Genomic DNA, 25,948 nt, shown 5'->3' on the forward strand with positions numbered 1-25,948 from the left:
ATGAAACCTTGGTCCTTTCCTTGTCTTTACCAGGTCGCGCCGGGGTGTTGGCGCGCCAAGGACTGCATCTCCGCGAGGATGAAACCGCGGTGCTCGGAGAAACGCCCGGTGCGCTGCCCGGAGCGGGCTTGCTTGACGTCCGGGATGGCCAGACCTGCCTTGTCTAGGACGTAGGCGATGCGCTCATCGAACTGCGCGCGCAGGCTCGAGGGCAGAACTGCGATGCCTTCTGCCGCCAGCTTCTCGTGGATCGGGAGGTCTTCGAAGAGCTCGTCGAGGTAGGGCCACATGTACATCAGGCCCTCCGTGATTCGGCGGTGGGACTCCTCGGTGCCGAGACCAAGGCGCAGAATCCACTGGTTGGCGTGGTCGACGTGGTACTCGACTTCCTTGATGGCCTTCGCCGCGATCGCCGCAATGGTTTCATCCTGCGACCCCAGCAAGGCCGTGTAGAGCCCGTACTGGTAGTAGGAAAAGAGCAGCTGGCGGGCGATGGTGTAGCCGAAGTCCCCGTTCTCCTGTTCGACGAGGCGGGCGGAGCGGAACTCCTCCTCGGTGCGGAAGTAGGCCAAGTCATCCTCGGTCTTGCCCCATGCGGTGCCGGCATAGGTGAGGAGGAAGCGGGCGTGCCCGATGAGATCGAGCGCGATGTTGGCTAGGGCGATATCCTCTTCCATCTCCGGCGCGCGGGAAATCCACCAGCCCAGGCGCTGGGACAGGATGAGGGCGTCATCGGCCAACATGAGCGCATAGTTGGCCGTGTCCTCGGGGGCGACTGCGCCGGAGGCGGCGATGTCTTCTGCGGTGATGCCGTTGCCCTGCGATTGCTTGGTCGCAGAATCGGCGGCTGCAAATCCGGTCACAGGTGCGGCACTCCTTCCGACTTGTCGTAGTACGTGGCGTGGCGGTAGCTCTTGCCCTGCGGGGATTCGAAGAATCCGCCCTTGGAGTCCGGGTCGGAGGAGGCAATGGCTTCGCTGGGCACAACCCAGACGGAGGTTCCCTCGTTGCGGCGGGTGTAAAGGTCACGGGCATTGCGCAGGGCCATGGTGGCATCCGGTGCGTGGAGCGAGCCGGCGTGAACGTGGGAAAGGCCGCGGGAGGAGCGTACGAAGACCTCCCACATGGGCCAGGTGGAGCTGGACATGGAATCTTCCTTAAAGTGTCGTGGCTGGTTGGGCAGTGTGCTTGGGCTTAGGCGATAAGCGAGGTGTCAGCCGAGTGGTGCTTCTCGGCGTAGGCTGCGGCAGCCTCACGGACCCACGCGCCGTCGGCATGCGCTTGGCGACGTCGCTGCATCCTCTGCACGTTGCAGGGGCCTTCGCCCTTGATGACGGCCTTGAACTCGGACCAGTCGAGCTCGCCGAAGTCGTAGTGGCCGCGCTCTTCGTTCCATTTCAGGTCCGGGTCCTCGAAGTGCAGGCCAAGGGCTTCGGCCTGCGGGACAATCATGTCCACGAAGCGCTGGCGCAGCTCGTCGTTGGAGAAGCGCTTGATGTTCCATGCCATGGACTGCTTGGAGTTGGGGGAGTCATCATCCGGCGGGCCGAACATCTGCAGTGCTGGGCCGTAGAAACGGTTGATGGCTTCCTGCGCCATCTGCTTCTGCTCGGGGGTTCCGTGGGACAGCTCGTAGAGGATCTCCCAACCTTGACGCTGGTGGAAGGACTCTTCCTTACAGATGCGCACCATGGCGCGGCCGTATGGGGCGTAGGAGGCGCGGCAGAGCGGTACCTGGTTGCAGATGGCGGCGCCATCCACCAACCAGCCGATGGCTCCGATGTCGGCCCACGTGCGCGCCGGGTAGTTGAAGATGGAGGAGTACTTGGCGGTGCCGTCGAGCAGCTGCTGAACCAGCTCGTCGCGCGAGGTGCCCAAGGTCTCCGCGGCGGAGTAGAGGTAGAGGCCGTGGCCGGCCTCATCCTGCACCTTGGCCATGAGGATGGCCTTGCGCTTGAGCGAAGGCGCGCGGCTGATCCAGTTGGCCTCCGGCTGCATGCCGATGATTTCGGAGTGCGCGTGCTGGGAAATCTGACGCGTCAAGGTCTTGCGGTAGGCAGCGGGCATCCAGTCGGTGGGCTCGATGCGGGAGTCTTCGGCGATGAGCTCGTCGAAGCGCTGCTGTGCTTGTGCTTCATCCGCGGCCGGGACGGCGGCGAGTGTTTTCTCTGATGGGGTCATGGGAGGAATCGTTCCCTCTCTGCTCAGTGTCGGCTCTGTGATACTTACTGACTGGTTGGTCAGTATATGGGGCATGTGTGAGCTATGTCAACCAAGTTTGTGAGCTGCGCCCTACTTGTTGCGATTCTGGGGCTTGGCGGGCAGCACGCGGTACGTGCCGCGGAATTCGGCGATGGGCTTTCCCTTGATGCTGAGGGTGACATCGACAACGCCGTTGCGGCCCCAGGCTTGGCGGGTCACCCCAACCCCGTCAACGACGTCCCCTTCGAAGGCTGGGGCGATGTAGTGAATCGAGTTGTGCGCGGCCACGGCCAAGTCGCCACCGGAGTTGCAAACGCCGGCGAAGATGGAATCGGCAAACATGTATAGATAGCCACCTTGTGCCGTGCCATGTCCATTGCACATCTCCGGGCGGACGGTGAAGTGGCCTTCGCACCTGCCGACGTCTAGCGCGGTAATTTTCGCGCCAATCTCCGCGGTGGCACGGTCATCGTCGAACATGGTGCGCACGTGGGTGAACTCGGGGCCTTCGGCGACGCCGGGGGCGAGGATGGGGTGCTCGGTGCTCATGGGAATTCCTCCTTGAGGTAAGGGGTTTCCGCAGTGCTGCCGAAGGAGCGAAAAGGGGTGTGGTGGCTCACTAGTCTAACGGTGCTCGGGGCTCTCTGCTTGAATGGACTGCGTGAAGAATGAGAAATCCGCTGTCCAGGGCGCGGCACGTGGCCGCCCCGGCTACTCCCGTGAAGATGTCATTCGTGCAGCTGTCCGTGCTTTTACAGCCCGCGGCTACGACGCCACGTCGATGGATAACGTGGCGAGCGAATTGGGGATTTCTAAGTCCGCGCTCTATCACCACATCTCGTCGAAAGAAGAGATTTTGGAGCTCACGGTAGTGCAGGCACTGAGCCGTTTGGAAGCGGTCGCGGAAGAGATGGCCGCGGCCGATGTATCGGCGGGGGAGAGGGTGCGCGGGCTGTTGCGTGGCTCGATTGAGGTGCTGTGCTCCGACCCGAAGTCTGTCGCGCTCTTGCTCCGTTTGCGTGGAAACTCCGAGGTGGAGCGGAGCGCGTTGGAGCGCCGCCGTACGCTGACGCGTTCCGTGGTTCCGCTGGTGGAGGCTGCTCAGGAGGAGGGGGCTATTCGCTCCGATATTGAGGCTCCGCTGTTGACCCGCATGATTTTCGGAATGATTAACTCGACGTCTGATTGGTACGAGCCGGAGGGGCGACTTGGTGCCGAGGAGCTGGCCAGTGCTTTTGAGAGTGTTGTGTTTGGCGGCCTAGCTCCGCAAGCGACGGGCTAGTCGCGATGGGCAAGTAGTCGATCGGCTAGTCGGGGGCGAGCGTTTCGCTCCGCCGTTGGGGCTCCATATGGGGGTGGGGGCTTCTTTTGTCGGTGAAACCGCCGTGGCCTGCGATGATGTGTCGCGCTTCAAAAACTTGGCCTAATTGTGTTGTCTATCACCACAACGGCCTGTAGTGTACGTCACAAGACTTACCCAACCGAACGGTAAGTAATTAACGTACTTTTGTGCGTTGTCCCAGCTAACCAACTTCTTGCAGCACTTTCGAGGGAGCTTAAAGGGTGTGGTATTCCCCTCTCCTCGAAATGAAAGGCAACTGACGTGACCGCAACGTTTGATATCTTCTCTGACCACCACGGCCCCCAGATGGGCATTGAGTACGCCTCCCGCGATGAAATCATTGCGCTGCAGACCGCGCGCGCGAAGAACGAGCTTCGCCACGCGTACTACAACGTCCCGCACTACCGCCGTGCGTTCGATGAGAAGGGCGTTCACCCGGATGACTTCAAGGAACTCTCGGACTTTGCGCTGTTCCCGTTCACCGACAAGGAAACCCTTCGCGCGGAGTACCCCTTCGGGATGTTTGCTGTTGGCCAGAACCAAATCTCCCGCATCCACGCTTCTTCCGGCACCACGGGTCGCCCGACCGTCGTGGGATACACCGAGAATGACGTGCGTATTTGGGCCGAGCTCGTAGCCCGTTCGCTGCGGGCAGGCGGCCTGCGCAAGAGCGATAAGGTTCAGATTACGTTCGGTTATGGCCTCTTTACCGGCGGCCTGGGCGCTCACTATGGCGTTGAGGCCCTAGGAGCCACGGCGATTCCGACCTCCGGTGGTCAGACGGAGCGCCAGATCCAGATCATGCAGGACTTCCAGCCGGACGCAATTCTGGGTACGCCGTCTTACGTGCTCAACCTCCTTGACCGCATGCGCAAGGAAGGCCTGGATCCGCGCGAATCCTCCCTGCGCGCCGGCGTCTTTGGCGCCGAGCCGTGGAGCGAGGGAATGCGCCGCGAACTCGAAGAAGGCTTCGGCATTACGGCCACCGATATCTACGGCCTCTCCGAGGTAATGGGCCCTGGCGTGGCCCAAGAATGTGTCGAGACCAAGGATGGCCTGACCGTCTGGGAGGACCACTTCTACCCAGAGATCATCGATCCGGAGACCATGCAGCCGGTTCCAGACGGCGAGTACGGCGAGTTGGTCATCTCCTCCCTCACCAAGGAGGCCTTCCCGATCATTCGTTACCGCACCCACGACATCACCCGCCTGCTCCCGGGCACTGCGCGTTCGATGCGCCGCATCGACCGCATCTCCGCTCGCAACGATGACATGATCATCCTGCGTGGCGTGAACTGCTTCCCGTCGCAGTTCGAGGAGATCATCACCGAGGACCGCCTGCTTCGCCCGCGCTACCAGTGCGTGCTGAGCAAGCGTGGCCGTATGGACCACCTCACCCTGGTGGTTGAGCACTCCTCGGAGGCTACTCCTGATCAGATCGATGCCTCCGCCGCGTGGCTGAAGAAACAGATTAAGGAGCGCATCGGCGTCACCGTTGGCGTCGAGATTACTGACCACGTCGATTGCGGTGAGGGCAAGGCCAAGAGGATCGTCGACAACCGCGATCAGTAAAACACTGCAGCGTTCTCGGCTTCTTCGGCACGCCCCGCCTCACTCATTGCCCCTTTCGTTCACTGGCTTTAACTGTATCCACCGTGCTTCTGCACCCATAGAGAAAAGACTCCCACTATGTCTGCACCAGTCACCCAACAGCCTGCCCAAGGGCCGGGAATCACTACAGAGCACAAGCGCGTGCTCGCCGGTTCGATGGTCGGCACCACCATTGAGTGGTTCGACTTCTTCATCTACGCTCAGGCCGCCGGCCTGATCTTCGCTACCCAGTACTTCGATCCGGTCTCCAACGAAAGCGCCTCCCTCGCACAGATCATTGCCTGGGCGTCGCTGGGTATTTCCTTCCTTTTCCGTCCTCTCGGGGCAATTTTGGCCGGCCACTTGGGTGACCGGCTCGGACGCAAGCCGGTCCTCGTGGTCACGTTGGTCGGCATGGGCTTGGCCACCATGTTGATGGGTGTGCTGCCGACGTACGCCTCTATCGGCATGGCAGCGCCTATCCTGCTAGTGATCTTGCGCATCCTTCAGGGCCTCTCCGCCGGCGGCGAATGGGGCGGCGCGGCGATGCTGGCCGTTGAGCACGCGCCGCAGGGCAAGCGTGGACTGTTCGGCGCGTTCCCGCAGGTTGGTGTGCCTCTTGGTATGTTCCTCGCCACCATCTTCATGCTGGTTCTCTCCTCCGTCCTCACTCCGGAGCAGTTCCTTGCCTGGGGCTGGCGCATCCCGTTCCTGTCCTCCGTGGTGCTCATTCTCCTGGGCTACCTGATTCGCCGGGCAGTAGAAGAGTCCCCGGCCTTCGCGGAGATGGAGGAACTAAAGGAAAAGTCCACGGCACCGCTTGCGGTCCTGTTCAAGGGCCACCTCGGAACCGTCATCAAGTGCGCGGTCATCTTCGCCGCCAACAACGCGATTGGCTACTTCGTCATCGCCTACTTCACCGCCTATGGCACGAAGGTCGTGGGCTATACCCGCCCCCAGGCCCTTGGGGTAGCCCTGATCGCGTCGATTGGTTGGTTTATCGGCACGCTGTACTTCGGCCACCTGTCTGACCGTTTGGGGCGCCGCACGACGTTCATTGGCGGCTACATCGTTTTGGCGCTGTATATCACCCCGGTGTTCTGGGCGGTTGACTCGGGCAACGTCATGTTCTTCGGCGTGGCCGTGTTCCTCCTGGGTGTCATCCTGGGTGCGACCTATGGCCCGCAGTCAGCGATGTACGCGGAGATGTTCCCGGTGAAGGTGCGCCTGTCGGGCGTGTCCATCGGTTACGCCTTCGGCTCCATCATCGGTGGTGCCTTTGCCCCGATGATTGCAGAGATGCTGTACACGCGGTACGAGACCTCGATGGCCATCGCCGCCTACGGCATCGCGATTTCGGTCGTTTCCCTCATCGGTGTGCTCACCGTCCCGAAGGGTATTCAGGACCGCGATCTGCACGTTTAATCGCCCCGAGTTTGTTCACTCGCCACCCCCTTTAGCGCTTAACCCTTTCTCCGCTGGCTTTTGTTCCGGTTGGAGGGTCAGGCCCTAAAGGGGGTGTGGCGTTGTGGGGGTAAATAATTATTCAAAACGGTACCTATAGGTTGGCAGGTAGGCTAAGCTTCTCGCTAATACTCGTCGTACGCGGCCCGTATAAACAATTCCTACGGTCTTGTGGTGCGCGATATTTGCTCAAGAAGAAAGTTCTCTCATGACCACATCAACCCCGCATAAGACTCGCTCTACACGCGATACTTTTAATACGCGCTTCGTCTTCCTCATGGCCGCCATCGGCTCCGCCGTCGGCCTGGGTAACATCTGGCGCTTCCCTTACGTTGCCTATGAGAACGGCGGCGGCGCCTTCCTCATCCCGTACATGGTTGCCTTGCTGACCGCCGGTATCCCCATCCTGTGGTTCGACCTCGCCATTGGTCACCGCTTCCGCGGTTCGGCGCCGCTGGCATTCCGCCGCATCAGCAGCCGCTGGGAAGGAATCGGCTGGTTCAAGGTCGGCGTGAACTTCTTCATCGCCATCTACTACGCCGCCATCATTGCGTGGGCAGCGCTCTACACCATTAAGTCCTTGCAGCAGACGTGGGGCGAGGATCCTTCGACGTACTTCATGGTTGACTTCCTCCAAGCAGACGCGGAGGCAACCTATTCCGGGCACGTTGTCCCATCCATTCTGGGCGTCATGATCCTCGTATGGGTTGTCTGCATCGCTACGCTGGCCACGAGCATCAACAAGGGCATCGGTAAGCTGACCTCCATCTTCCTGCCGGTCCTGGCCGTCATGTTCATCATCTTGGTCATCCGTGCCTTCTTCCTCGACGGCGCCGCTGAGGGCCTCAACGCCTTCTTCACCCCGGACTGGTCCGTGCTGAGCAACCCGTCGGTGTGGATTGCCGCCTACGGGCAGATCTTCTTCTCCCTGTCCATTGGCTTCGGCATCATGATTACCTACGCCTCTTATCTCAAGCCGCGCACCAACCTCACCAACACCGGCCTGGTTACGGCCTTTGCTAACTCTTCCTTCGAGGTGCTGGCCGGTATCGGCGTCTTCGCCACCCTGGGCTACATGGCCGCCCAGCAGGGCGTGGCGGTGGATGAGGTGGCATCTTCCGGCATCGGCCTGGCCTTCATTGCTTTCCCGACGATCATCAACCTCATGCCGCTCGGCGGACTGTTCGGCGTCCTCTTCTTCGGCTCCCTCTTCCTGGCCGGCGTGACCTCCCTGATTTCCATCATGGAGGTCGTCGTCTCCGCCGTGGCAGATAAGTTCAACATCTCTCGCCGCGTTTCTGCCATCAGCGTTGGCAGCGCGATGGGAGTACTGTCCTGCTTCCTGTTCGCCACCTCCTCGGGCCTGGTCACGCTGGACATCATGGATAAGTTCACCAACAATCTGGGCATCGTCTTCGGCGCCATCTGCGCCCTCGTAGTCGTCGGCTGGGTTACCGGCCGCCGCCGCGAGATCCAGCAGCACATCAACGCCGTGTCGCAGTTCAAGGTGGGTGGCTTCTGGCAGTTCCTGACTTTCGTCGCGACCCCGCTGCTGCTCGTCTACTTCCTGGTCAACGAGATCATCACGATTGTCCGCGAAGGTTATGAGGGCTACTCCTCCACCCAGATTGGGCTCTTTGGCTGGGCAGTTCTAGGCGTTATTCTGCTCGTTAGCTTCGTCATGCCGCTGGTGGCCTACCGCGGAAACAAGTATCTGGACGGCTTGGAGACGTCTGATTACGGCGTCCCAGTGGGCGGCCGCCCGGCCGGCACACCGAACCCCCTCGCTGCAGGAAACTCCGCCGCACCAAGCACGGACGACAAGTAGCGGCTAGTAGGAAAGGAGAATAACAATGACTACAAGCGCAATCCTGCTCTTCATCCTCTTCGTCGTCGTCATCTGGGGCGGACTGGTGGTGTCCTCCATCTGGTTGGCGCGCAGCGACGATGAATTCACCGGCGAGCTGGGTAACGCCCCCGGCACCGACGACGAATCGCTATCGCACCGCGTGCACCACTAAAGGGGCCGGGCAGTAAACGGTTGCCCGTTCACACCTGCCCCTTCCTATATCTCGACTACCGTGCGCCCATGGCGGGAGCCGGCGCGCAGCTCTTGAGCGGCAGTGGCGACATCGGCCAGCGGCACCGTTTCAGTAATAGAGTTCAGCATGGTGAGGTCGAGGTGTTCGTCGAGAAGCTGCCAGGCCGCCTCGCGCACCTCGCGGGGCGCATCGACGGAGTTACCGCCGGCCAGCACGATGCCGCGCAGGATGAACGGAAGCACCGAGGCAGGAAGGTCCGGACCAGCCGCCATACCGGTGGCCGCCACCACGCCGCCCCAGCGCACCTGCGCCAGCACGTTGGCCAAGACGGTGGAACCGGCGGTGTCAATGGCGCCGTCGTACAGCGCCTTCTGCAGCGGGCGGCCGGTCTCAGACAGCGCTGCACGGTCAAGCACGTGATCCGCGCCGAGTGAGGTGAGGTACTCCGACTGGGATTCCACGCGGCCGGTGACGGCGGTGACCTCGTAGCCGGAAGACTTGAGCAGCTGGACCGCGATGGAGCCCACGCCGCCGGTGGCACCGGTGACGAGGATATGGCCCTTCGTCGTGCCGTGCGTGCGCAGCTGGTTCACGCAGATAGCAGCGGTGTATCCGGCCGTGCCAATCGCGGCGGCATCGTGCGCGCTGAAACGCTGGGGTACGGGGATGGTGGCTTCACCGTTGACGCGCTGGCGGGTGGTGTAGCCGCCATGGCGGAACTCGCCCAGGCCATCGCCGCAGGAGACGACAAGCTGGCCAGGGCTCAAGCGTGAATCGGACGTTTCCACCACGGTGCCCACCACATCGATGCCGGGGACGAGCGGATCGATGCGCATGACACCTTTATCGCCCTCCAAGGCCATGGCGTCTTTGTAATTGAGGGAGGAAAACTGCACATCCACGACCGTGTCACCTTCCCCGAGCAGGGGCTGCTCTTGGAATGAGTGCGTTACTCCGGAATCCGTGCGAGTGACAATCAGTGTGTTCATGGACACTATCGTACAGAGGATGTGAAGCAGTGTTTTCTGGCTTCTGCTTCAGCCGATTGCCAGCGAAAACCACTAGGGTGAGGCGCATGACTGGGATAGAAGCTCAACGCTCGCGCAATCGGCTGCGGCCCGCGCCGGATCCGTATCGCCACCTGCTTCGTGATTCCCTCCTTGTCGCGGCCCTGTCCCTAGTGGTCGTGGTGTTGGCGACGGTGGGCAAGCCCTTCATGGACATCCCCGGCGTGGTGGATGGTTCCGCGCACGCGGTGCGAAGGGTCAACCTGCAGCTCTTTGGCGGTTTTGAGAACGCCTCCGTGTGGTACGGCGGGTGGACCGATCTCCTGGGGAATATTGCTCTCTTCATGCCGCTGGGAGCGGCGATTTACGTGGCCGGGCGCAACCGCGTCAGGATTCGCTGGGGCTTGGGCGGGACGATGCTCCTTGGGCTCGTGATCAGCTTGTGCATCGAAAGCGCCCAGTACATCTTTGCGCTGGGCTTTAGCGATATCGACGACCTCTTATACAACACGGTGGGTGCTGTCCTCGGCGCCGCACTCATGGCGCGCGTGGGACGCGAAGAGCAGATGAAGATTCTGCGCCGCCTCGGATTCCTGCTTGCGCTGGCAGCGGTGGTGCTCCTCGCCATGGCGACGCTGTAGTGCCTAGCTGGGCGTACGCACGAGCTTGGCGACGTCCCCCGCCACCCGCCGCGCATAGGGGGAGACACCGGTAATCGTGGCCGAGCCCGGGCCCGTCCACGAGCCATAGCCCACGGGGAAGAAGCCTTCCACCGTGGGCTTTCCTTTTGCCAGCAGCCCAGGGAAGGGGCGCAGCGCTGGGCGGAAGCCGGTGGCCCAGATGAGATCGCTGAAGCCTTCGCGGTTCAACTGGTCCAGCGAGGAGAACATGCCGGTGGCGCGCAGCAGCCCATTATCACGGGCCTTGAGCACCGGCGGGACCATGACGATGTCTCCTAGCTCACTTTCCGGCCCCGGGTCCGGCTCGCCCCGAAGTTTTGCCAGCATGCGCTGTCTGTTGCGGCTAAAGAGCACGCGCCCGTCGACATCATCCGGCATCCAGCGCGGCGGGTGCGTGGTAAACCACGTGGTGTCCACGCCCGCGAGAGCTAGCTCGGCGGCGATTTGGGCACCGGAGTTGCCCGCGCCGACAACGGCTACAGGATTGTTGTGGCCGCGCTCTAAGAAAGGACCGCACCCCGGGTAGCTCGCCGTGTGCCATTGGCGCCCCTGGAATTCACCGGGGTAGAAGGGGATGAACGGCGCGGACCAGGTGCCCGTCGCAGCCACGACGGTGCGGGAGCGGAACTCACCGTGGGTGGTGAAGAGGTGGAAGAGGGGGTCGTCGTCAAGCACGCGCTCCACCGTCACCCCGTGCCGGACCGGCAGGTCATAGCGCTGCTCATAGCGGGTGAGGTAATCCACCACGTGGGAAGCCGGCGGGAAACCGGGATGGGCGGGCATGGGCCAGCCGGGCAGGGTGGAGGACTGGGCATCGCTAAAGAGCGTGAGTGAATCCCACACGTGCTGCCAGGCCCCGCCGGGGGAGGAGTTGGCGTCGAGGATGAGGAAATCGAGCTTCTGACGGCGCAAGTAATAGCCGGTGGCCAGGCCGGATTGGCCGCCACCCACCACGATGCAATCGTAGGCATGCATCTATTGGATGAGCTTTCGCTCGCGGGCCGCGGAGACGGCCGCCGTGCGGGTTTCCACGCCGAGCTTTTGATAGACGTGGATGAGGTGGGTCTTGACCGTGGCTTCGGAGATGAAGAGCCGCTGGGCAATCTGCTTGTTGGAATCTCCCGTGGACAGCGCCTGCAGGATCTCCAGCTCGCGCGGTGAAAGCGCAGTCTCCGGCTGTGCCAAGCGCTCCGCTAAGAGGTTGGTGACCTCAGGCGCCAAGGTCCGCTTTCCCGCGGCCGTGTCGAGCACCGCGGCGTGCAGGGTTTCCTCGGGGGCGTCCTTGAGCAGGTAACCCAGCGCGCCCGCCTCCACGGCGGCCAGGATATCCGCCTGCGTGTCATAGGTGGTCAGAATGAGCACCGGTGGACCGTCGAGCTCGCGCACGCGCCGAGTGGCGGCGATGCCGTCGACGTCCGGCATCTGGATATCGCAGACGACCACATCGATATGGGGAACATCAGCATCCGCCAGCTTTTCGACGGCCGAGCCATCGGAGCCTTCCAACACCACCACGATGTCGGGGAAGGCGTTAAGAATCGCGCGCAGCCCGGCGCGGACTACGGGGTGATCGTCGATGAGCATCACGTTGACCATTGCTGCTGCTTCCTGTTGGGATTCGCACCGCGAGTGCGGTGCCGGCGGGTGAAGATTCTACCTGGACGCTGCCGCCAACGCTGCGAACACGCTGCTCCAGGCCGGTCAGCCCGAAGCCCCGTGGTCCTTCGATGCCGCGGCCGTCATCGACGACATCGAGGATGATTCCATCCTCGAAAGAGCCCAGAGTGACCACGGCGCGGTCGGCGTCGGCGTGTTTCATGACATTGGTGAGACCTTCGCGCGCGGCGCGCAGGATGACGTGGGAAAACTCGGTGGGGACGTCGGCACTGCCGGTGAGCTTGAGCCCGAAGCGGGTGCGCAGCCCCAGGCCCTTAGCCTGGGCTTGGAGCTCATCCACAAGTGTGCGCAGTTCCGCGTCGATGGAGGAGGCAGGCGCCGCCAGCTCTTTGACGAAGCGCCGGGCCTCCGCCAGGTTGTCCTGGGCCACTTTTTCAATGAGCGCGAGCTGCTCGGTGACATCCTGTTGAGCGGAGGTGTTCTTGGCGGCGCGGCTGAGCAGGACGATGGAGGACAGCCCCTGCGCCACGGTGTCATGAATCTCGCGGGAGAGCCGCTCCCTCTCCTCGAGGCGCCCGGCTTGGTGCTCGCTGGCCGCTAGCTCCTCCTGGGTCTCACGCAGTTGCTTGGCGACGGCCGCGTGGTGCGCCGCCTCCGCCTGAACCCGGCGGGCGGCGTGGTAGACGCCCACGGCAAAGCAGGTGCCGATGAACGGCCCGATGGCTGCGGCCGCGGTCCAGAATTGCGGGTGGATCCATGCGGGGACGAAGGCGGCGACGGCCCACAGCACCACGCTGGCGACGATTCCCGGCCAGAAGGGAAGCGCATGGATAAAGACGAAGACCAGCGGGAACTCGAGCCACATGAAGTCTTGGGCGTGCACCATAAGCCCGATCCACAGCAGGCACAGGGCGGCGAGCCACAGCGTGGTGGGGACGGGGCGGGTGATGGTGCGGGAGCCGAAGATGGCAAACCCCGTGTAGACCACTGCGAGTGCGATGGAGAGGCCGAGGGCGCGGGCGTCAAGGCGGTCATCGGCCCACGCGCGGAGCACTCCGAAGACGAGGAGAAAACCGAACATGGCGTGCAGTCCCACGGTCCACAGTTTGTTGCTCATCATCACGGCGCTCCAGCTTATCCTCTGGCTGGAGGAAGGGGAATCAACCAACTGGTTGAGTGGAGGTTCAACTGGCTACTCGATTACTTTCTGCGCTGGCCACAGCAGGATTAAGAGTATGTTCCTGGCATTGAGAGAGATAGTCACCGCCCGCGGTCGGTTCTTCCTGATCGGCGGCGTCGTGGCTCTAATTACGTTGTTGCTCGTTATGTTGTCCGGCCTGACCCAAGGCCTCTCCAAGCAAAATACTTCCGCCCTCGAGGCGCTCGGGGAGCAGACTCCTTATGTGACCTTCTCGACGGAAGACCCGTCCTTCACCGAGTCGGAGATCTTCGCCGAGGATGTCCCCGCTTCTGGCATTCCGCTCGGTACTTCGCAGACCAAGCTTGAGGGCCACGGCGGCGTGGCGGTCTTCGGCCTGCCCGAAGGTACCCAGATCCCCGGCTCCAGCACCGTGATTCCGGAGGAAGGCATGGTCTTGAGCCAGTCCATCGACGAGGCCCTGAACGTGCCGTCCCGGGGCACCCTCGGCGGCGTGGACTTGGCCGTGAATGCAGTGGTTGAGGATGAGTACTACTCCCACTCCCCGGTGGTGTGGGTCTCCACCGAAACCTGGCAGAAGGTTTCCCATTCCCCCGAGGACATGGTGGGCGTGGCCGTGCTTTCCCACGAGCCGACCGACACCTCCGTGTCCATGGGCAAGGCCCTGTCCGGCCTGCCGGCTTATAGCTCGGAGCGCGGTTCCCTGCTGACCATGCAAGCCTTCCTCTACGGTATCTCCGCGCTGGTCACCATCGCCTTCCTGAGCATCTGGACCATTCAGCGCACCCGTGACCTGTCCATCCTGCGTGCCCTTGGCGCCAGCGTGAAGTACCTGCTCAAGGATGCTATCGCTCAGGCAGCCATCATCTTGGCGATTGGCGTTGGGGTGGGCGCGCTCGTCGGCTGGCTGCTGGGCCTTGCCGCCCAAGGTGCTGTGCCCTTCGAGGTCTCCGCCATGACCGTCATCGTCCCCGCGCTCGGCATCTGGCTGCTCGGCATCGCCGGTGCCTTCCTGGCCACCCGCCGCGTTTCCAAGATCAACCCGCTCGACGCCCTAGGAGGCAACGCCTAATGACTACCACCGTTACTCCCGCCCTGTCACTGCGCGACATCGTGGTGACCTACCCCGACGGCCAGTCCCGCACAACTGCGCTCGACGGCGTGAGCCTAGACGTTAAGCCCGGCGGGCTCACCGCCGTGATTGGTGAGTCCGGTTCCGGTAAATCCACCCTGCTCTCCGTGGCCGCTGGACTTATCGAGCCGGACTCCGGATCCGTTGAGATGCACGGCACCCGCGGGCTCATCTTCCAGCAAGCCAACCTGTTGGCAGCCCTGACTGCGCGCGAGCAGCTGCTCATCATTGACCACATGGAGGGCCGCAAGCCCCGCGGTGACCGGGCTGACGAGCTGCTCAGCTTCGTGGGCTTGGAGGGCTTTGGCAACCGCCGCATGAACCAGCTCTCCGGTGGGCAGCGCCAACGCGTCAACATTGCGCGTGCGCTCATGGGCCAGCCTTCCGTGCTGCTTGCTGATGAGCCAACCTCCGCCTTGGACTCCAAGCTCTCCCGCGAGATTGCCAAGTTGCTACGTGGTGTCACCGATGACTTCGATACCGCAACTCTGTTCATCACGCACGACCGCAGCCTGCTCGACTATGCCGACAACGTGGTCGAGGTCAAGGATGGAAAGCTCTCCGAATATTCCGAGCTAGCCGCGTAAGAACCCGCTCATCTCTCACATGTTCATACAAAGGGGTAAATTAATACCCCGTTATGATTCGACCCCGCAAACCCCGAGTAAGCCCGACTGACTACCCGCGCATGCAGCAGTGGACCGCATTGCATGCGCTTATGTTGAGCATCACCGTGGTGGCCTGCGGGGTCTTTATCGTCGCTGCCCGCAGAATCAAGGGAACCTCCCGCGAGACCTTCATCCGCCGGATGGTGGGCTGGGCCTTGCTGGTGGCGGGTACTGCGTGGACGGTTATCTCCCTGGATCCGAAGCAATTCGATATCCGCGAGTCTTTGCCTTTGCATCTGTGCGATGTGCTGCGCCCTATCCTGGCGCTGGGGCTCATTACCGGCAACGAACATGCCCTGACCTTGACCTACTTCTGGGGCATCATCCTCAACCCGCAGGCCATCATTACCCCGGATGTCATCTACTACTTCTCCCCGCGCTGGCTGCGGTTTGGTACCTATTGGTTCTTCCACATCGTGGCCCTTGCTGTTCCGCTAGCGCTGACCTTTGGTTTGGGCTACCGGCCGACGTGGAAGGGCTATCGCTTCGCCGTGAAGGTCACCCCTGTATGGATGGCCACCGCCATGGCGGTCAATGCGAAGACCGACGGCAATTATGGCTTCCTTAACCACGCGCCGGGAAGCCCCTCTATCATCAACCTGCTGGGACCCTGGCCCGGCTACATCGCGGCAGAGACTCTCGCCGTCGCAGCAGCATGGGCGGGGATGACGTGGCCCTGGGAGAACACTTCGCTGCGCCGCGGCACGGTGGCGGTGGGGCCACGCGGGCTCATGCGCAAGTCCGTCGGTACCGCGTCCGGGATCCTGCGCCGGGCCACGGTACGTTTTCGTAAATAGTGGCCCGCGAACCGCGAAATTCGAGGGCTTCGTTGCGAAAACGTACCCACACGGTGGTGGCTAGGTACGGATCGATCAAATAAGGTCCCAGATCTTCGAATTTCTGGGGTGCTATTTGATCGAAACGTACCTTGCTGCGGAGCTAGCGCCGGGCCACGGAGCTAGCGTTGCGCGTTGAGGAGCCGCGCAATGGCTTGCGGGATGGCTGCCGCGATCTGGGACGCAGAACAGGGTGCGAAGCCCTCGGGGGTCTCGGCCGCGATGGCCGCCGCGTGTGCGTGGATAGCGCCGGCGTGGAGGACCTCGGTGATGGTTCGGGCGGTGGTCGCGGCGGCGGTTTCGGTGGAGGTTTCGGCGAAGAGCTGGGCCATGACCGCGCCGAGGATGCCGGAGAGCACGTCCCCGGAGCCCGGGGTCGCGGCAAAAGAGTGACCGGCATTGAAGGAATAGAGCGGCTGGCCCGGGGCGGTAATTCGGGTGAGACGGCCTTTGAGCAGGATGATGCTGTCCAACTCTTCGGCTAGCTCGTGGAGGGCAGCGCCCCACCCAGCAGACGCATCGGGCGTAGAGCTGAAGGCGGCCTCGTAGAGGCGGCTGAACTCGCCTTCATGCGGGGTGAGGATGGTCATCGGGTGCTCGGTAGCTTTCTGGCGCAGGGAGGTGTTGCGCGCCAAAAGTGTCAGGGCGTCGGCATCGAGAACGGTGGGCAGGTCCTGCGCTAGCACCTTGCGCAGTTCGGTGGCCGCCGCTGCATCGGTACCGCGGCCGGGACCCACGACCCAGGCCTGGGCCTGACCGGCGGAGGACACATCGGGATGGCAGACCAGCTCGGGCAGAAGAGAAGTGATCGAGTTATCGCCGATGAACCGCACCATCGAGGGCGTGGCGCGCACCGCCGCGGTAGCGCAGAGGATTCCCGCACCCGGGTAGGTGCCGCTTCCGGCGGCCAGGGCAACGACGCCGCCGGAGTACTTATCGGAGCGCGCGCTCGGTGTGGGATCAACGATGGGGCCAGTGCAGCCAACTGGCCGGGGGCGGGAAGCGCGCCCGCCCGGCAGATCGAGTTCGCCCGATTGCCACGCAAAGGGCGTCGGCACGGAGGGCTCGTGGGCGATGAATGCCGCTGGTTCATCGAGTTCGGCGAGGGTCGCAGCGAAAGAAGGTGCGCCGGGCAAGAAGAGATCGGAGACCACAACCTGCCCGCATTCGGCGGCCAGCGCGTGACCGAGCCGTGGCGAGCCAAAGGTGACGGTGACATCGGCGTGGACGGCATCCGCGGCGCACACTCCCGTGTCGGCATCGACGCCGGTAGGCATGTCGACGGACAAAACTGCCGCCCCGGCAGAAGTGGCTTCGCGGTGGAGCGAGAGCGCAGCGCCGCTCAAGCCCCGGGCGGATCCGAGGCCGGCGATTGCGTCGATAAGCAGCGCGCTTCCTAAGGGCGCGCTGCCGTTAGGCAGCGCGTCGGAAGGAAGGACCGTGCCACCGGCGGCACGGAACGCGGCGAGGGCCTCCTCGTGGCAGCGTTCCGGAACCAGAGCATGGACCGTGACACCGCGCGAAGCCAGCTCCGCCCCGGCAAAGAGTCCGTCCCCGCCGTTGCCGCCGGAACCAGCGAGTATGAGCACCGCGCCGGGGCGAGCCTCCAGCATCACTGAAGCAGCGTCTGCCACCGCCGCGGCGGCCAGCTTCATGAGCTGATCCTCATGAGACTGCTGTTCCAGCAGGTGCTTTTCAGCGGCACGGACAGTGGCAACGGTATAAGCGGGGCGCATAACCCACACCCTAGCGCGCGGGTTGGCAGGTAGGGCACCAGAAGAGGTTGCGGCCCTGCATGACCTGCTCCCGGATTTCGGTGCCGCACACATGGCACGGCAGCCCGGCGCGGCGGTAGACATAGACCTCGCCGCCGTGGTCATCTTTGCGCGGCTCGCGGCCCATGGCCTCCGGTGTGTGCGCGGGACGGACCGTGTCGATGCGGCCGTGCTCGACGCCATAGTCCATGAGCTCCACCAGGTCCGACCAGATGGCATCGAACTCCGCGCGGTCGAGCTGCGTGCCCGGAATGAAGGGGGAGAGTTCTTGCCGGAATAGGGCTTCTGCGCGGTAGATATTGCCCACACCAGCAAAGAGGCCTTGGTCCATGAGCATCGCGCCGATGCTGCGCCGCGAGGCATGCACGCGGGCCCATAGGGCATCCGGGTCGGCATCCTCCCGGAGAGGATCCTGACCCACCTTCGCCACCTTGGCCTTGTACTCCTCCTCCGTAATGAGCGTGCAGAACTGCGGGCCGCGCAGGTTCGCGGCCATCGTTCCGTTATCGATGCGCAGCCGGATTTGCCCCCACACATCAGCGGAAGGCTCAAAGCGCAGGGACCCAATGAGCCCCAAATGGATGTAAATCACGTGGCGCGGGCTGTCCGCATCGAAGTGGAGGAAGAGGTGCTTGCCAAAGGCTTCGGCGAGGGAGAGGGGTGAGGCGTCGACAAGCGCGGCCTCCGCAGCAAACCTGCCCTGGGGGCTGCTCACAGCCAGCGGCGCGCCGCGAAAGTCCGCATTGAGTGTCCGAGCAAGGCGGTGAATAACGTGTCCCTCAGGCATGTCAGGAAGTCTACGCGGGGGCAGTGCTGCTGTAGACTTTCCGGGTACTACCCGTTGAACGGAAGGGCCATAAATACTATGGGGCGCGCAATCGGTTTTGACCGTGAAAAATACATTGAGCTGCAGTCGGAGCACATCAACGCTCGACGCAAAGAAATCGGCGGGAAGCTTTACCTGGAAATGGGTGGCAAGCTTTTCGATGACATGCATGCCTCCCGCGTGCTGCCCGGTTTCACCCCGGATAACAAGATTGCGATGCTTGAGCGCATCAAAGATGACGTAGAAATCCTCGTCTGCATCAACGCAAAGGACATCGAGCGCCAGAAGATGCGCGGTGACCTGGGGATCCTCTACGAAGACGATGTGCTGCGGCTTGTCGACGTCTTCCGGGGCCGCGGCTTCCTTGTCAATAACATCGTCATGACGCAGCTCGAGGACGGCAACAGCCAGGCGGAGGCCTTCATCGAGCGCCTCGAGCGCCTGGGGCTGACGGTGGCGCGCCACCGCGTCATCCCGGGCTACCCCGCCAACATCGACCTCATCGTCTCCGAGGAGGGGTTGGGCAAGAACGACTACGTGGAGACCACCCGTGACCTCGTGGTGGTCACCGCGCCGGGGCCGGGCTCCGGTAAGTTGGCTACCGCACTATCGCAGGTCTACCACGAGAATCTGCGCGGCGTGCAGGCGGGCTACGCCAAGTTTGAGACCTTCCCCATCTGGAACCTGCCGCTTAATCACCCGGTGAACCTGGCCTACGAGGCGGCCACGGTGGACCTCAACGACGCCAACGTGATCGACCACTTCCACCTCTCCGCGCACGGCGAATCGACGGTCAACTACAACCGCGACGTCGAGGCCTTCCCGCTGCTCAAGTCACTGTTGGAGCGTCTGACCGGCACCGTTCCCTACCAGTCCCCGACGGACATGGGCGTGAACATGGTGGGCTTTTGCATCACCGACGATGAGGTCTGCCGCGAGGCCTCCCAGCAGGAGATCATCCGCCGTTACTTCAAGACGCTGGTGGAGGAGGCCCGCAATGGCCTCGACACCACGCAATCCGAGCGCGCCGCCGTAGTCATGGCGAAGGCCGGCATCAAGTCCACCGACCGTCCGGTTGTGCTGCCGGCGCGTGAGAAAGCGGAGGAAACCGGCGGTCCGGCAGCCGCGCTGCAGCTTCACGACGGCACCATCATCACCGGCCGCACCTCCCCGTTGCTGGGCTGCTCCGCAGCCGCGCTGCTCAATGCGCTCAAGCACCTGGCTGGCATCGATGATGAGCTGCACTTGTTGTCCCCGGAATCCATCGAGCCCATCCAAACGCTGAAGACGAAGCACCTGGGCTCCCAGAACCCGCGTCTGCACACCGACGAGGTGCTCATCGCGCTGTCGGTATCCGCGGCGAAGGACGAGAACGCCCGCCGCGCGCTTGATGCGCTCAAGGAACTTCAGGGCTGCGATGTCCACACCACCACCATCTTGGGCTCGGTGGATGAGGGTATCTTCCGCAACCTTGGCGTCCTGGTGACCTCCGATCCGGTCTTTGCCCGTAAGAGCGCGCTGTACCAGAAGCGCTAAACCTCACCTGCTGGACCTTGGCTGGAAGCGCCTTCCCGCAGGCATTCCCCCAGACCTCGATCCCGAAACTCCCTGCTCGCTGACTCAGACGCACCACGCGCTTGACGACGCCCACCTGCAGGGTGCGGGTTTCAGGTCTGGGGCTTTGGGCTAAAAGCGGTTGCAGCGCTGGGCCCAAAAGATTGGGGTTTTACCTCGCAGCGGGCCTAGACTTGCGGGCGTGACTATTGGCAAGATTCTCCTCTACTACTGCTTTACTCCCATCGAGGACCCCACCGCGATCATGCTGTGGCAGCGCTCCCTGTGCGAGAAACTCGGACTCAAGGGCCGTATCCTCATTTCGGAGCACGGCATCAACGGCACCGTGGGCGGGGACATGGATGCGTGTAAGCGCTACGTGCGCGAGACCCGCGAGTACCCGGGTTTCAAGAAGATGGAGTTCAAGTGGTCCGAGGGCGGAGCGGAAGACTTCCCGCGCCTGTCGGTCAAGGTGCGCGATGAAATTGTGGCCTTCGGCGCGCCGGGCGAGCTCAAGGTGGATGAGAACGGCGTCATCGGCGGTGGTGTTCACCTCAAGCCCGAAGAGGTCAACAAGCTGGTGGAGGAGCGTGGCGAGGAAGTTGTCTTCTTCGACGGGCGCAACGCCATGGAGGCGGAAATCGGCAAATTCAAGAATGCCGTGGTGCCGGATGTGCGCACGACTCACGACTTCATCGCCGAACTCGAGTCCGGAAAATATGACTGGATGAAGGACAAGCCCGTGGTCTCCTATTGCACGGGTGGTATTCGCTGCGAAATCCTCTCCGCGCTGATGAAGAACCGCGGTTTTAACGAGGTCTATCAGATTGACGGCGGCATCGTCCGCTACGGAGAAAAGTACGGCAACGATGGCCTGTGGGAAGGCTCGATGTACGTCTTTGACAAGCGCATGCACCACGAGTTTGGTCAGGGCCTAGAGGATCCAGGCTTTATTCAGCTTGGCCACTGCGTGCACTGTGGGAAGGGGACGAATACCTTCCACAATTGCATTAATGAGGACACGTGCCGCAAGCAGGTGCTCATTTGCGATGACTGTATCCAGCACGTGGAAACCCAGCACTGTGGGCGTCCAGATTGCGCCGAGGTGGCTGCGGCCCAGGCGCAGGCCTAGCTTTCGCTAGTTTTCAAGCACCGGGGTGAGCAGGATCTGGATGTCGTTGATGCACCAGATCATGAAGTTGCCGGCCATGACCCAGAAAATCGCCATCCAACCGCGCCAGCGCACGTAGGCCTTGAGTTTGCGCACCATGATGACGGCGCAGCCGATCATGCCGATGAAGGGGATGATCAGCGTCGTCGTGGCGAACACCGTGCGCTGGGTCCTTGTGCACAGCCAAGCGGCGAACTCCACGCGGAGGCAGTCGGTCGTGGTTCCGAAGAACCTGAAGAATCCAGCGAGGAGGAGCGCGTACAGCGCCGAGCTCACAAGGATAGCCACCATAAACCACAGCGCCTGGCGCGAGGAGCGGCGGTTGGCCTCGGCGACGGCGAGGGGATCGGGCTCGTCGGCAAGCTCATCAAAGCTGCGGGGCTCGGGGCGAGGCAGGTTGGTATAGTCCGCGTCGGACGTGAGATCATTTTCGGGGTGCTCTGCTGCCATGCTGTGCAAGTCTAACGTGCTTCGGGGTCATAGGTGCTCGGGCAGACCAGGACTGGCACGCCCACGTGGGGGAGTAGTTCGGTGGCGGTGCTGCCGATGAAGACGCGCTCGATCGGTCCCATGGGGGAGGAGCCCAAGCAGAGCAGGTCGCCCTTCTTCCACTTGAGCGAATCCACCGCGCCGGACCAGCCGTGGCCGCTGCCGATGTCCGTCGTGACGGAAATCTCCGGGAAGGCCTCTGCGATGAAATCGTGGGCGCGGTCCAACAGCGAGAGCGAGTGCTCGCGCCAATTGGGGGCGTCGGAGGGAAAAGTGGGGGAGTATTCGAGGGGGACGTCGACCAGCCCCTTGGCGGAAAACGCCAGGATACGCAAGGGGATGCCGCCGCGCTGCGCAATGCAAGCTGCGTGCCGGAGGGCGGGATCGTCAGCGCGGCCAAGTTCGGTGAAGGCGAAATTGATGCGCGTCACTCCGTGCTTGGACAGCTTGATACCGCGCGGGGTGAGACCCACGGGAAGCGGCGAGTAGTGCAGCAGCGCATCGGCGGTAGAACCGGAGAAGAAACGGCCCTTCGGCGCGGACTGGTTGGCCCCCAGGAGGATGACGTGAGCGTTGAAATCCGTAGCCGCTTGCTCCAGCAGCTGCGGGCGGGACGGTCCCGCGATGAGAACGGAGACGTTCTTATCGAGCTGGGCCTTGTCCACCCCGGCTGCGTCCAAGGCCTGCTTAACGGCGCGTTCGCAGGTTGCGCGCTCCTTCTTGAACCACTGCTTATAGGAGCCGCTGAGCTTGCTGAGCGACGTCACGGTGAGGGGTTGCGAAATCGTGGATACAACCCGGATCTGAACGGGCGTGGAACGCGCAAGCCATGCGGCAAACTCGATGGCCTCGGTGCCTGTGGAGCTAGGACTCCACGAGACGAGTACGCGAAGCGGGGGGATACGGTCTTCCGAGGAGGACTGTCCTTCCGCGGGGTGTGAAGATTTCTTAGCCATTCATCAAAAGGATCGGGGTCGTTTCCTTCATTATCGACCCTTCACGCTTTAAAATAAAATCTGTTCTACCGGCGCTTTTTGGTCTATTTTCCGTCCATGGTGGGGCGGTACACATCCGCGAGTTTGGAAATCAGGTTGACCAAAGAATTGGCGTCCTTGATGTCCTCCGGTTCAAGCCAGCGCAAGATCTCGGCCAAAGCTGCCGCACGCTGGCGGGAGACGATGGTCAGCTCGGATTCGCCGAGCTGGGTGAGGGCGACGAGAACGCCGCGGCGGTCCTTTTCATCGCGGTGCCGTTCCACGAAGCCTTGGCGCTCCAATTGGTACAGTGCATTGGACGCGGTGGGCATCCGGATCAACTCTGCTTGGGCGATGGTGCTGACGCGAGAGGGCCCACGCAGGCGCAGTTGATTCATGATCGAGACCTGCGAGGTGGTTAGGGACGTGCCCTCCGTTGTGCGCTGGAAGATGAGCATGAGCTTATTGAGCGCGGGCTGGATTTGGCGGGCAACATCCAGGGCGTCCTCGTAGGGGATCGGGGATTCGATAGTTTCTTCACTCATGGAAAATAAGTGTAGCTACGATTCACTCGCGGCGGTAGTTAGCCGACTAAAAAATTAGGTTTTGCGTCGCGAAGTGCCCAAGGGGAGCCTAGATTGTTGACGCTGCCCGCACTACACTGTCCGGCGTGAATTCTCCGTCCAAGGCAGAGTCTGCAAAGACAAGGCCAGAAGTGGCCTACCGCAACGAAGTCTCCTATGAATGGGAGCGCGCACAGCATCTGCGCGAGCTTCGCGCGGGAAAAGTGACGCGCGAAGAATTGTGTGATGCTGATTTTCTCCTTCGCGCGGCGGCGGAGCACCACGGCGTTGACATGCAGAAGCCGTGCCCGGTGTGCGGCGAAGAGCTGCGACTGACCCGCTGGGTTTATGGCGACTCTTTAAAGCGCCGTGCGGGAAGCGCGCGTAGCGCGGCGGAAATTGCAGAAATGGCGGCCGAGGGGCTGGAGTTTACAGTGCATTTCGTGGAAGTGTGCCCGGCATGCCGCTGGAATCATCTGCTTCGAGCGGCCACGGTCTATGCTCGAAGGTAGTTTTGGCTTCCCAGTTCACGCCGGTAAGCTGCATGTATTTACAGTTTCTGTACAGGATTGATGAGGACACGGATTAGTGACCGAGAAGGAAACCTCCGGGCGAAAGTCAGGTAATCGCAAGAAGAGCGCCTCGCACAGGAGTAGGCGTTCGTCCGGCCGCACACGCCGCTGGCCGTGGATCGTGCTCGCTGTCTTATTCGTAATTGTCGGCATCCCCGCCTTGCTCTTTGGGTACGCGTATACGCAATACGACGTCCCCGAGCCCAAGGAGCTGCAGCCGAGCCAGATTTCCACGATTGTCGCCGGCGACGGCGAAACCCAGCTGGCCAAACTAGTTCCACCGGAGGGCAACCGCCGCCAGGTGACCCTGGATGAGATCCCGGATTACGTTGAGGATTCTGTCCTCGCGGCCGAGGACCGCGAGTTCTGGACCAACTCGGGCTTTTCCTTTACAGGTCTGGGCCGTGCCGTCTTGGGCAAGCTCACCGGTGATGCTTCCGCCGGTGGTGGCTCGACGATTACTCAGCAGTATGTGAAGAATACTCTCGTTGGTGACGAGTACTCCTACGTCCGCAAGATTCGTGAGCTCATCTACTCGGTGAAGATGACCAACGAATGGTCCAAGGAGGACATCCTCAACGCCTACCTCAACACGGTCTACTTCGGCCGCAATGCGTATGGCATCGAGGCTGCATCCAATGCGTACTTTAATAAGGACGCCAAGGACCTCACTAAGGAAGAAGGCGCGCTGCTGGCGGGTGTTATCCAGTCCCCGTCCGTCCTTGATCCGTGGGTAGATGAGGAACGGTCCCAAGCTCGCTGGAATTACGTCATGGATGGCCTCGTTGAGATGGGTGACTTGGATCAGTCTGAACGCGATCAGCTCGTCTTCCCGGAGACCCGCGATCCGTCTGAGTATTCTGCCTACACCGAAGCGCCGGGTGCCTATGGCCACATCAAGAACCAGGTCATCGATGAGCTGTCCCGTGTGGGCATCACTGAGGATCAGCTGGCCACCGGTGGTCTGAAGGTGACGACGACCATTGATATGACCGTCCAGAATGCATCGACGGATGCTGCCCACGCAGAGCTGGGAGTGCTGCAGGAAGATGCACGCGCGGCAGCAGTCACCATTGACCCGGCCACGGGTGCCGTGCGTGGCTACTACGGCGGTGACGATTCCAACGGCTGGGATTATGCCAATTCCCCGCTGCAGACAGGTTCAACCTTCAAGATTATGACCCTGGCCGCAGCGCTCCAGCAGGGCATCGATCTCAATACTTATTACTCCTCGGCGCCCTACCAGCTGCCTGGATCGCAGCTCGTGACCAACGACGTGGGTGCCGGCTGCGGCAGCTGCACCATCGCTGAGGCGCTGAAGAACTCCTACAACACCTCCTTCCTGCGCCTCCAGGATGACCTGGAAAACAAGATGCAGGACACCGCTGACATGGCGCATGCACTGGGTGTTGCGCGCAGCCTGCCGGGGATCGAGAAGACATTGACGGAGAACGGTGGCACGCCGTACGAGGGAGTCGTGCTGGGCCAGTACCAGTCCCGCCCGCTCGACATGGCGACGGCAATGGCGACCCTGACCAACCAGGGGGTGTGGCACCAGCCGCACTTCGTGCAGAAGGTGGAAAACGCCGCCGGCGAGGTTCTCTACGAGAACCCGACCGATGGCGGTGAGCGCCGCGTGTCCGCCAACGTGGCCAACAACGTGATCTCCGCGATGCAGCCGATTGCCGCATGGTCCAATGGTGCGCTAGCTGGCGGACGCCCGTCTGCCTCCAAGACTGGTACGACGCAGCTGGGCGATACGGGCCAGAACAAGGATGCGTGGATGGTTGGTTCCACGCCACAGCTGGCTACAGCAGTGTGGGTAGGCACGGCCGATAACACCTCCGCGATCTTTAATCAGTGGGGCGGAATTATGTACGGCTCGGATGCACCGACGAAGATTTGGAAGTCCATCTTGGACACCTCTTTGGCCAACGTGGAGCAGCAGCCCTTCCCGCAGGCCTACCCGATTAACTACGGCGTCGGCAGCTGGGGCTCGGGATATGTCTATGATCCGAGCCAGACCACCACGTGGAACCAGACGCCGGCAAGCCCGGAGAGTGACAGTCCCGAGGGTGAAGAGGAAGCACCTGCCGAGGGCGGCGAGCACCACGACGAGGGTCAGGGCGGTAGCCCAGAGCAGCCGGCCCAGCCTGAGCAACCTGAGCAACCCGCTAACCCTGAAGTACCTTCGCTCGATGACATCCTTAATGGAGATGGCCTCGACCAACTGCTTGGCCAATAGGAGATTGATCCCCCGGTGAGCCATCACACTTCTTCGCAGC

General features: G+C 62.3%; 26 protein-coding genes. 13 read left to right on the plus strand and 13 right to left on the minus strand.

Going from position 1 to position 25,948, the window contains the following annotated elements; translation table 11 throughout:
• Window positions 1–26: 26 nt before the first annotated feature.
• The 4 genes from paaC to HMPREF2635_RS12600 form a co-directional block, all read right to left on the minus strand.
• On the minus strand, window positions 27–863 hold the full coding sequence (gene paaC / locus HMPREF2635_RS12585; protein WP_070821872.1) for a 1,2-phenylacetyl-CoA epoxidase subunit PaaC: 837 nt from the start codon (window positions 861–863) through the stop codon (window positions 27–29).
• A complete protein-coding gene (gene paaB, locus HMPREF2635_RS12590; protein ID WP_046648767.1) occupies window positions 860–1,147 on the minus strand; it encodes a 1,2-phenylacetyl-CoA epoxidase subunit PaaB in 288 nt (95 codons plus the stop codon). The genes paaC and paaB overlap by 4 nt, the downstream gene beginning before the upstream one ends.
• A gap of 47 nt (window positions 1,148–1,194) precedes the next feature.
• The gene (paaA, locus tag HMPREF2635_RS12595; protein ID WP_046648768.1) at window positions 1,195–2,181 is read right to left on the minus strand and encodes a 1,2-phenylacetyl-CoA epoxidase subunit PaaA; all 987 of its coding nucleotides are present in this window, start codon (window positions 2,179–2,181) and stop codon (window positions 1,195–1,197) included.
• A gap of 111 nt (window positions 2,182–2,292) precedes the next feature.
• Window positions 2,293–2,751, minus strand: coding sequence for a hotdog fold thioesterase (locus HMPREF2635_RS12600; protein ID WP_070701858.1), 459 nt, complete (start codon window positions 2,749–2,751; stop codon window positions 2,293–2,295).
• Window positions 2,752–2,863: 112 nt separating this feature from the next.
• Between HMPREF2635_RS12600 and HMPREF2635_RS12605 the strand changes: the two genes are divergently transcribed.
• From HMPREF2635_RS12605 to metS, 5 genes are all read left to right on the plus strand, one after another.
• Complete coding sequence (locus HMPREF2635_RS12605) at window positions 2,864–3,484, plus strand: TetR/AcrR family transcriptional regulator (protein WP_246818623.1); 621 nt, start codon at window positions 2,864–2,866, stop codon at window positions 3,482–3,484.
• 366 nt (window positions 3,485–3,850) lie between these two features.
• Window positions 3,851–5,116: an AMP-binding protein gene (locus HMPREF2635_RS12610; RefSeq protein ID WP_369816132.1), complete on the plus strand. Its 1,266-nt coding sequence runs from the start codon at window positions 3,851–3,853 to the stop codon at window positions 5,114–5,116.
• A gap of 117 nt (window positions 5,117–5,233) precedes the next feature.
• Window positions 5,234–6,559, plus strand: coding sequence for an MFS transporter (locus HMPREF2635_RS12615; RefSeq protein ID WP_046648772.1), 1,326 nt, complete (start codon window positions 5,234–5,236; stop codon window positions 6,557–6,559).
• 247 nt (window positions 6,560–6,806) lie between these two features.
• Window positions 6,807–8,426: a sodium-dependent transporter gene (locus tag HMPREF2635_RS12620; protein ID WP_070821873.1), complete on the plus strand. Its 1,620-nt coding sequence runs from the start codon at window positions 6,807–6,809 to the stop codon at window positions 8,424–8,426.
• 25 nt (window positions 8,427–8,451) lie between these two features.
• Window positions 8,452–8,619, plus strand: coding sequence for a methionine/alanine import NSS transporter subunit MetS (gene metS / locus HMPREF2635_RS12625; RefSeq protein ID WP_046648774.1), 168 nt, complete (start codon window positions 8,452–8,454; stop codon window positions 8,617–8,619).
• Between the two features lie 44 nt (window positions 8,620–8,663).
• Here the strand turns inward: metS and HMPREF2635_RS12630 are convergent, their stop codons facing one another.
• Window positions 8,664–9,629, minus strand: coding sequence for an MDR family oxidoreductase (locus HMPREF2635_RS12630; RefSeq protein WP_046648775.1), 966 nt, complete (start codon window positions 9,627–9,629; stop codon window positions 8,664–8,666).
• Window positions 9,630–9,715: 86 nt separating this feature from the next.
• Here HMPREF2635_RS12630 and HMPREF2635_RS12635 point away from each other — a divergent pair, with 86 nt between their 5' ends.
• On the plus strand, window positions 9,716–10,288 hold the full coding sequence (locus HMPREF2635_RS12635; RefSeq protein ID WP_070821874.1) for a VanZ family protein: 573 nt from the start codon (window positions 9,716–9,718) through the stop codon (window positions 10,286–10,288).
• Window positions 10,289–10,291: 3 nt separating this feature from the next.
• Here the strand turns inward: HMPREF2635_RS12635 and HMPREF2635_RS12640 are convergent, their stop codons facing one another.
• The 3 genes from HMPREF2635_RS12640 to HMPREF2635_RS12650 are packed head-to-tail and all read right to left on the minus strand — an operon-like array spanning window position 10,292 to window position 13,064.
• Window positions 10,292–11,302: an NAD(P)-binding domain-containing protein gene (locus tag HMPREF2635_RS12640; RefSeq protein WP_070821875.1), complete on the minus strand. Its 1,011-nt coding sequence runs from the start codon at window positions 11,300–11,302 to the stop codon at window positions 10,292–10,294.
• Window positions 11,303–11,923, minus strand: a complete 621-nt coding sequence (locus HMPREF2635_RS12645; RefSeq protein WP_046648778.1) for a response regulator — start codon at window positions 11,921–11,923, stop codon at window positions 11,303–11,305.
• Window positions 11,859–13,064, minus strand: coding sequence for a histidine kinase (locus tag HMPREF2635_RS12650; protein WP_046648779.1), 1,206 nt, complete (start codon window positions 13,062–13,064; stop codon window positions 11,859–11,861). The genes HMPREF2635_RS12645 and HMPREF2635_RS12650 overlap by 65 nt, the downstream gene beginning before the upstream one ends.
• A 115-nt stretch (window positions 13,065–13,179) precedes the next feature.
• Between HMPREF2635_RS12650 and HMPREF2635_RS12655 the strand changes: the two genes are divergently transcribed.
• From HMPREF2635_RS12655 to HMPREF2635_RS12665, 3 genes are read left to right on the plus strand one after another with little or no spacing between them, the layout of a single operon-like run.
• Entirely contained in the window at window positions 13,180–14,175 is a 996-nt protein-coding gene (locus HMPREF2635_RS12655; protein WP_070821876.1) for an ABC transporter permease, read from the plus strand.
• The gene (locus HMPREF2635_RS12660) at window positions 14,175–14,822 is read left to right on the plus strand and encodes an ABC transporter ATP-binding protein (protein WP_070745199.1); all 648 of its coding nucleotides are present in this window, start codon (window positions 14,175–14,177) and stop codon (window positions 14,820–14,822) included. The genes HMPREF2635_RS12655 and HMPREF2635_RS12660 overlap by 1 nt, the downstream gene beginning before the upstream one ends.
• Before the next feature lie 53 nt (window positions 14,823–14,875).
• Window positions 14,876–15,700: a YwaF family protein gene (locus HMPREF2635_RS12665; RefSeq protein ID WP_070524193.1), complete on the plus strand. Its 825-nt coding sequence runs from the start codon at window positions 14,876–14,878 to the stop codon at window positions 15,698–15,700.
• Between the two features lie 161 nt (window positions 15,701–15,861).
• Here HMPREF2635_RS12665 and HMPREF2635_RS12670 read toward each other — a convergent pair whose 3' ends face one another.
• Together HMPREF2635_RS12670 and HMPREF2635_RS12675 are read right to left on the minus strand one after the other, a co-directional pair.
• Window positions 15,862–17,475 carry an NAD(P)H-hydrate epimerase gene (locus HMPREF2635_RS12670; protein WP_070745196.1) on the minus strand — a complete coding sequence of 538 codons (1,614 nt, stop codon included), beginning with the start codon at window positions 17,473–17,475 and terminating at the stop codon, window positions 15,862–15,864.
• 10 nt (window positions 17,476–17,485) lie between these two features.
• Window positions 17,486–18,301 carry an Fpg/Nei family DNA glycosylase gene (locus HMPREF2635_RS12675; protein ID WP_070745192.1) on the minus strand — a complete coding sequence of 272 codons (816 nt, stop codon included), beginning with the start codon at window positions 18,299–18,301 and terminating at the stop codon, window positions 17,486–17,488.
• Between the two features lie 78 nt (window positions 18,302–18,379).
• Here HMPREF2635_RS12675 and HMPREF2635_RS12680 point away from each other — a divergent pair, with 78 nt between their 5' ends.
• Together HMPREF2635_RS12680 and HMPREF2635_RS12685 are read left to right on the plus strand one after the other, a co-directional pair.
• On the plus strand, window positions 18,380–19,876 hold the full coding sequence (locus HMPREF2635_RS12680) for a DUF1846 domain-containing protein (RefSeq protein ID WP_070821877.1): 1,497 nt from the start codon (window positions 18,380–18,382) through the stop codon (window positions 19,874–19,876).
• A gap of 220 nt (window positions 19,877–20,096) precedes the next feature.
• Window positions 20,097–21,026, plus strand: a complete 930-nt coding sequence (locus HMPREF2635_RS12685; protein WP_049154485.1) for an oxygen-dependent tRNA uridine(34) hydroxylase TrhO — start codon at window positions 20,097–20,099, stop codon at window positions 21,024–21,026.
• A gap of 6 nt (window positions 21,027–21,032) precedes the next feature.
• Here the strand turns inward: HMPREF2635_RS12685 and HMPREF2635_RS12690 are convergent, their stop codons facing one another.
• The 3 genes from HMPREF2635_RS12690 to HMPREF2635_RS12700 form a co-directional block, all read right to left on the minus strand.
• Window positions 21,033–21,515, minus strand: coding sequence for a hypothetical protein (locus tag HMPREF2635_RS12690; RefSeq protein ID WP_049154484.1), 483 nt, complete (start codon window positions 21,513–21,515; stop codon window positions 21,033–21,035).
• An 11-nt stretch (window positions 21,516–21,526) separates the two neighbouring features.
• Window positions 21,527–22,510, minus strand: coding sequence for a universal stress protein (locus HMPREF2635_RS12695; RefSeq protein ID WP_046648787.1), 984 nt, complete (start codon window positions 22,508–22,510; stop codon window positions 21,527–21,529).
• 83 nt (window positions 22,511–22,593) lie between these two features.
• Window positions 22,594–23,073, minus strand: a complete 480-nt coding sequence (locus tag HMPREF2635_RS12700; protein WP_046648788.1) for a MarR family winged helix-turn-helix transcriptional regulator — start codon at window positions 23,071–23,073, stop codon at window positions 22,594–22,596.
• Between the two features lie 170 nt (window positions 23,074–23,243).
• On the opposite strand from HMPREF2635_RS12700, the gene HMPREF2635_RS12705 reads away from it, so the two are divergent.
• Window positions 23,244–23,603, plus strand: coding sequence for a DUF5318 family protein (locus HMPREF2635_RS12705; protein WP_070510184.1), 360 nt, complete (start codon window positions 23,244–23,246; stop codon window positions 23,601–23,603).
• A gap of 76 nt (window positions 23,604–23,679) precedes the next feature.
• Window positions 23,680–25,908, plus strand: a complete 2,229-nt coding sequence (locus HMPREF2635_RS12710; protein ID WP_070821878.1) for a transglycosylase domain-containing protein — start codon at window positions 23,680–23,682, stop codon at window positions 25,906–25,908.
• Window positions 25,909–25,948 lie beyond the last annotated feature (40 nt).

Source organism: Corynebacterium sp. HMSC035E02 (assembly GCF_001836065.1).
In the GTDB taxonomy this organism is placed as follows: Bacteria; Actinomycetota; Actinomycetes; order Mycobacteriales; family Mycobacteriaceae; genus Corynebacterium; species Corynebacterium hiratae.

Coding starts and splice junctions, on each gene's coding strand:
- paaB (WP_046648767.1), bottom strand. CDS start 1,147: ATGTCCAGCTCCACCTGGCCCATGTGGGAGGTCTTCGTACGCTCCTCC.
- paaA (WP_046648768.1), bottom strand. CDS start 2,181: ATGACCCCATCAGAGAAAACACTCGCCGCCGTCCCGGCCGCGGATGAA.
- HMPREF2635_RS12600 (WP_070701858.1), bottom strand. CDS start 2,751: ATGAGCACCGAGCACCCCATCCTCGCCCCCGGCGTCGCCGAAGGCCCC.
- HMPREF2635_RS12610 (WP_369816132.1), top strand. CDS start 3,851: ATGGGCATTGAGTACGCCTCCCGCGATGAAATCATTGCGCTGCAGACC.
- HMPREF2635_RS12615 (WP_046648772.1), top strand. CDS start 5,234: ATGTCTGCACCAGTCACCCAACAGCCTGCCCAAGGGCCGGGAATCACT.
- HMPREF2635_RS12620 (WP_070821873.1), top strand. CDS start 6,807: ATGACCACATCAACCCCGCATAAGACTCGCTCTACACGCGATACTTTT.
- metS (WP_046648774.1), top strand. CDS start 8,452: ATGACTACAAGCGCAATCCTGCTCTTCATCCTCTTCGTCGTCGTCATC.
- HMPREF2635_RS12630 (WP_046648775.1), bottom strand. CDS start 9,629: ATGAACACACTGATTGTCACTCGCACGGATTCCGGAGTAACGCACTCA.
- HMPREF2635_RS12635 (WP_070821874.1), top strand. CDS start 9,716: ATGACTGGGATAGAAGCTCAACGCTCGCGCAATCGGCTGCGGCCCGCG.
- HMPREF2635_RS12640 (WP_070821875.1), bottom strand. CDS start 11,302: ATGCATGCCTACGATTGCATCGTGGTGGGTGGCGGCCAATCCGGCCTG.
- HMPREF2635_RS12645 (WP_046648778.1), bottom strand. CDS start 11,923: ATGGTCAACGTGATGCTCATCGACGATCACCCCGTAGTCCGCGCCGGG.
- HMPREF2635_RS12650 (WP_046648779.1), bottom strand. CDS start 13,064: ATGATGAGCAACAAACTGTGGACCGTGGGACTGCACGCCATGTTCGGT.
- HMPREF2635_RS12655 (WP_070821876.1), top strand. CDS start 13,180: ATGTTCCTGGCATTGAGAGAGATAGTCACCGCCCGCGGTCGGTTCTTC.
- HMPREF2635_RS12660 (WP_070745199.1), top strand. CDS start 14,175: ATGACTACCACCGTTACTCCCGCCCTGTCACTGCGCGACATCGTGGTG.
- HMPREF2635_RS12665 (WP_070524193.1), top strand. CDS start 14,876: ATGATTCGACCCCGCAAACCCCGAGTAAGCCCGACTGACTACCCGCGC.
- HMPREF2635_RS12670 (WP_070745196.1), bottom strand. CDS start 17,475: ATGCGCCCCGCTTATACCGTTGCCACTGTCCGTGCCGCTGAAAAGCAC.
- HMPREF2635_RS12675 (WP_070745192.1), bottom strand. CDS start 18,301: ATGCCTGAGGGACACGTTATTCACCGCCTTGCTCGGACACTCAATGCG.
- HMPREF2635_RS12680 (WP_070821877.1), top strand. CDS start 18,380: ATGGGGCGCGCAATCGGTTTTGACCGTGAAAAATACATTGAGCTGCAG.
- HMPREF2635_RS12690 (WP_049154484.1), bottom strand. CDS start 21,515: ATGGCAGCAGAGCACCCCGAAAATGATCTCACGTCCGACGCGGACTAT.
- HMPREF2635_RS12695 (WP_046648787.1), bottom strand. CDS start 22,510: ATGGCTAAGAAATCTTCACACCCCGCGGAAGGACAGTCCTCCTCGGAA.
- HMPREF2635_RS12700 (WP_046648788.1), bottom strand. CDS start 23,073: ATGAGTGAAGAAACTATCGAATCCCCGATCCCCTACGAGGACGCCCTG.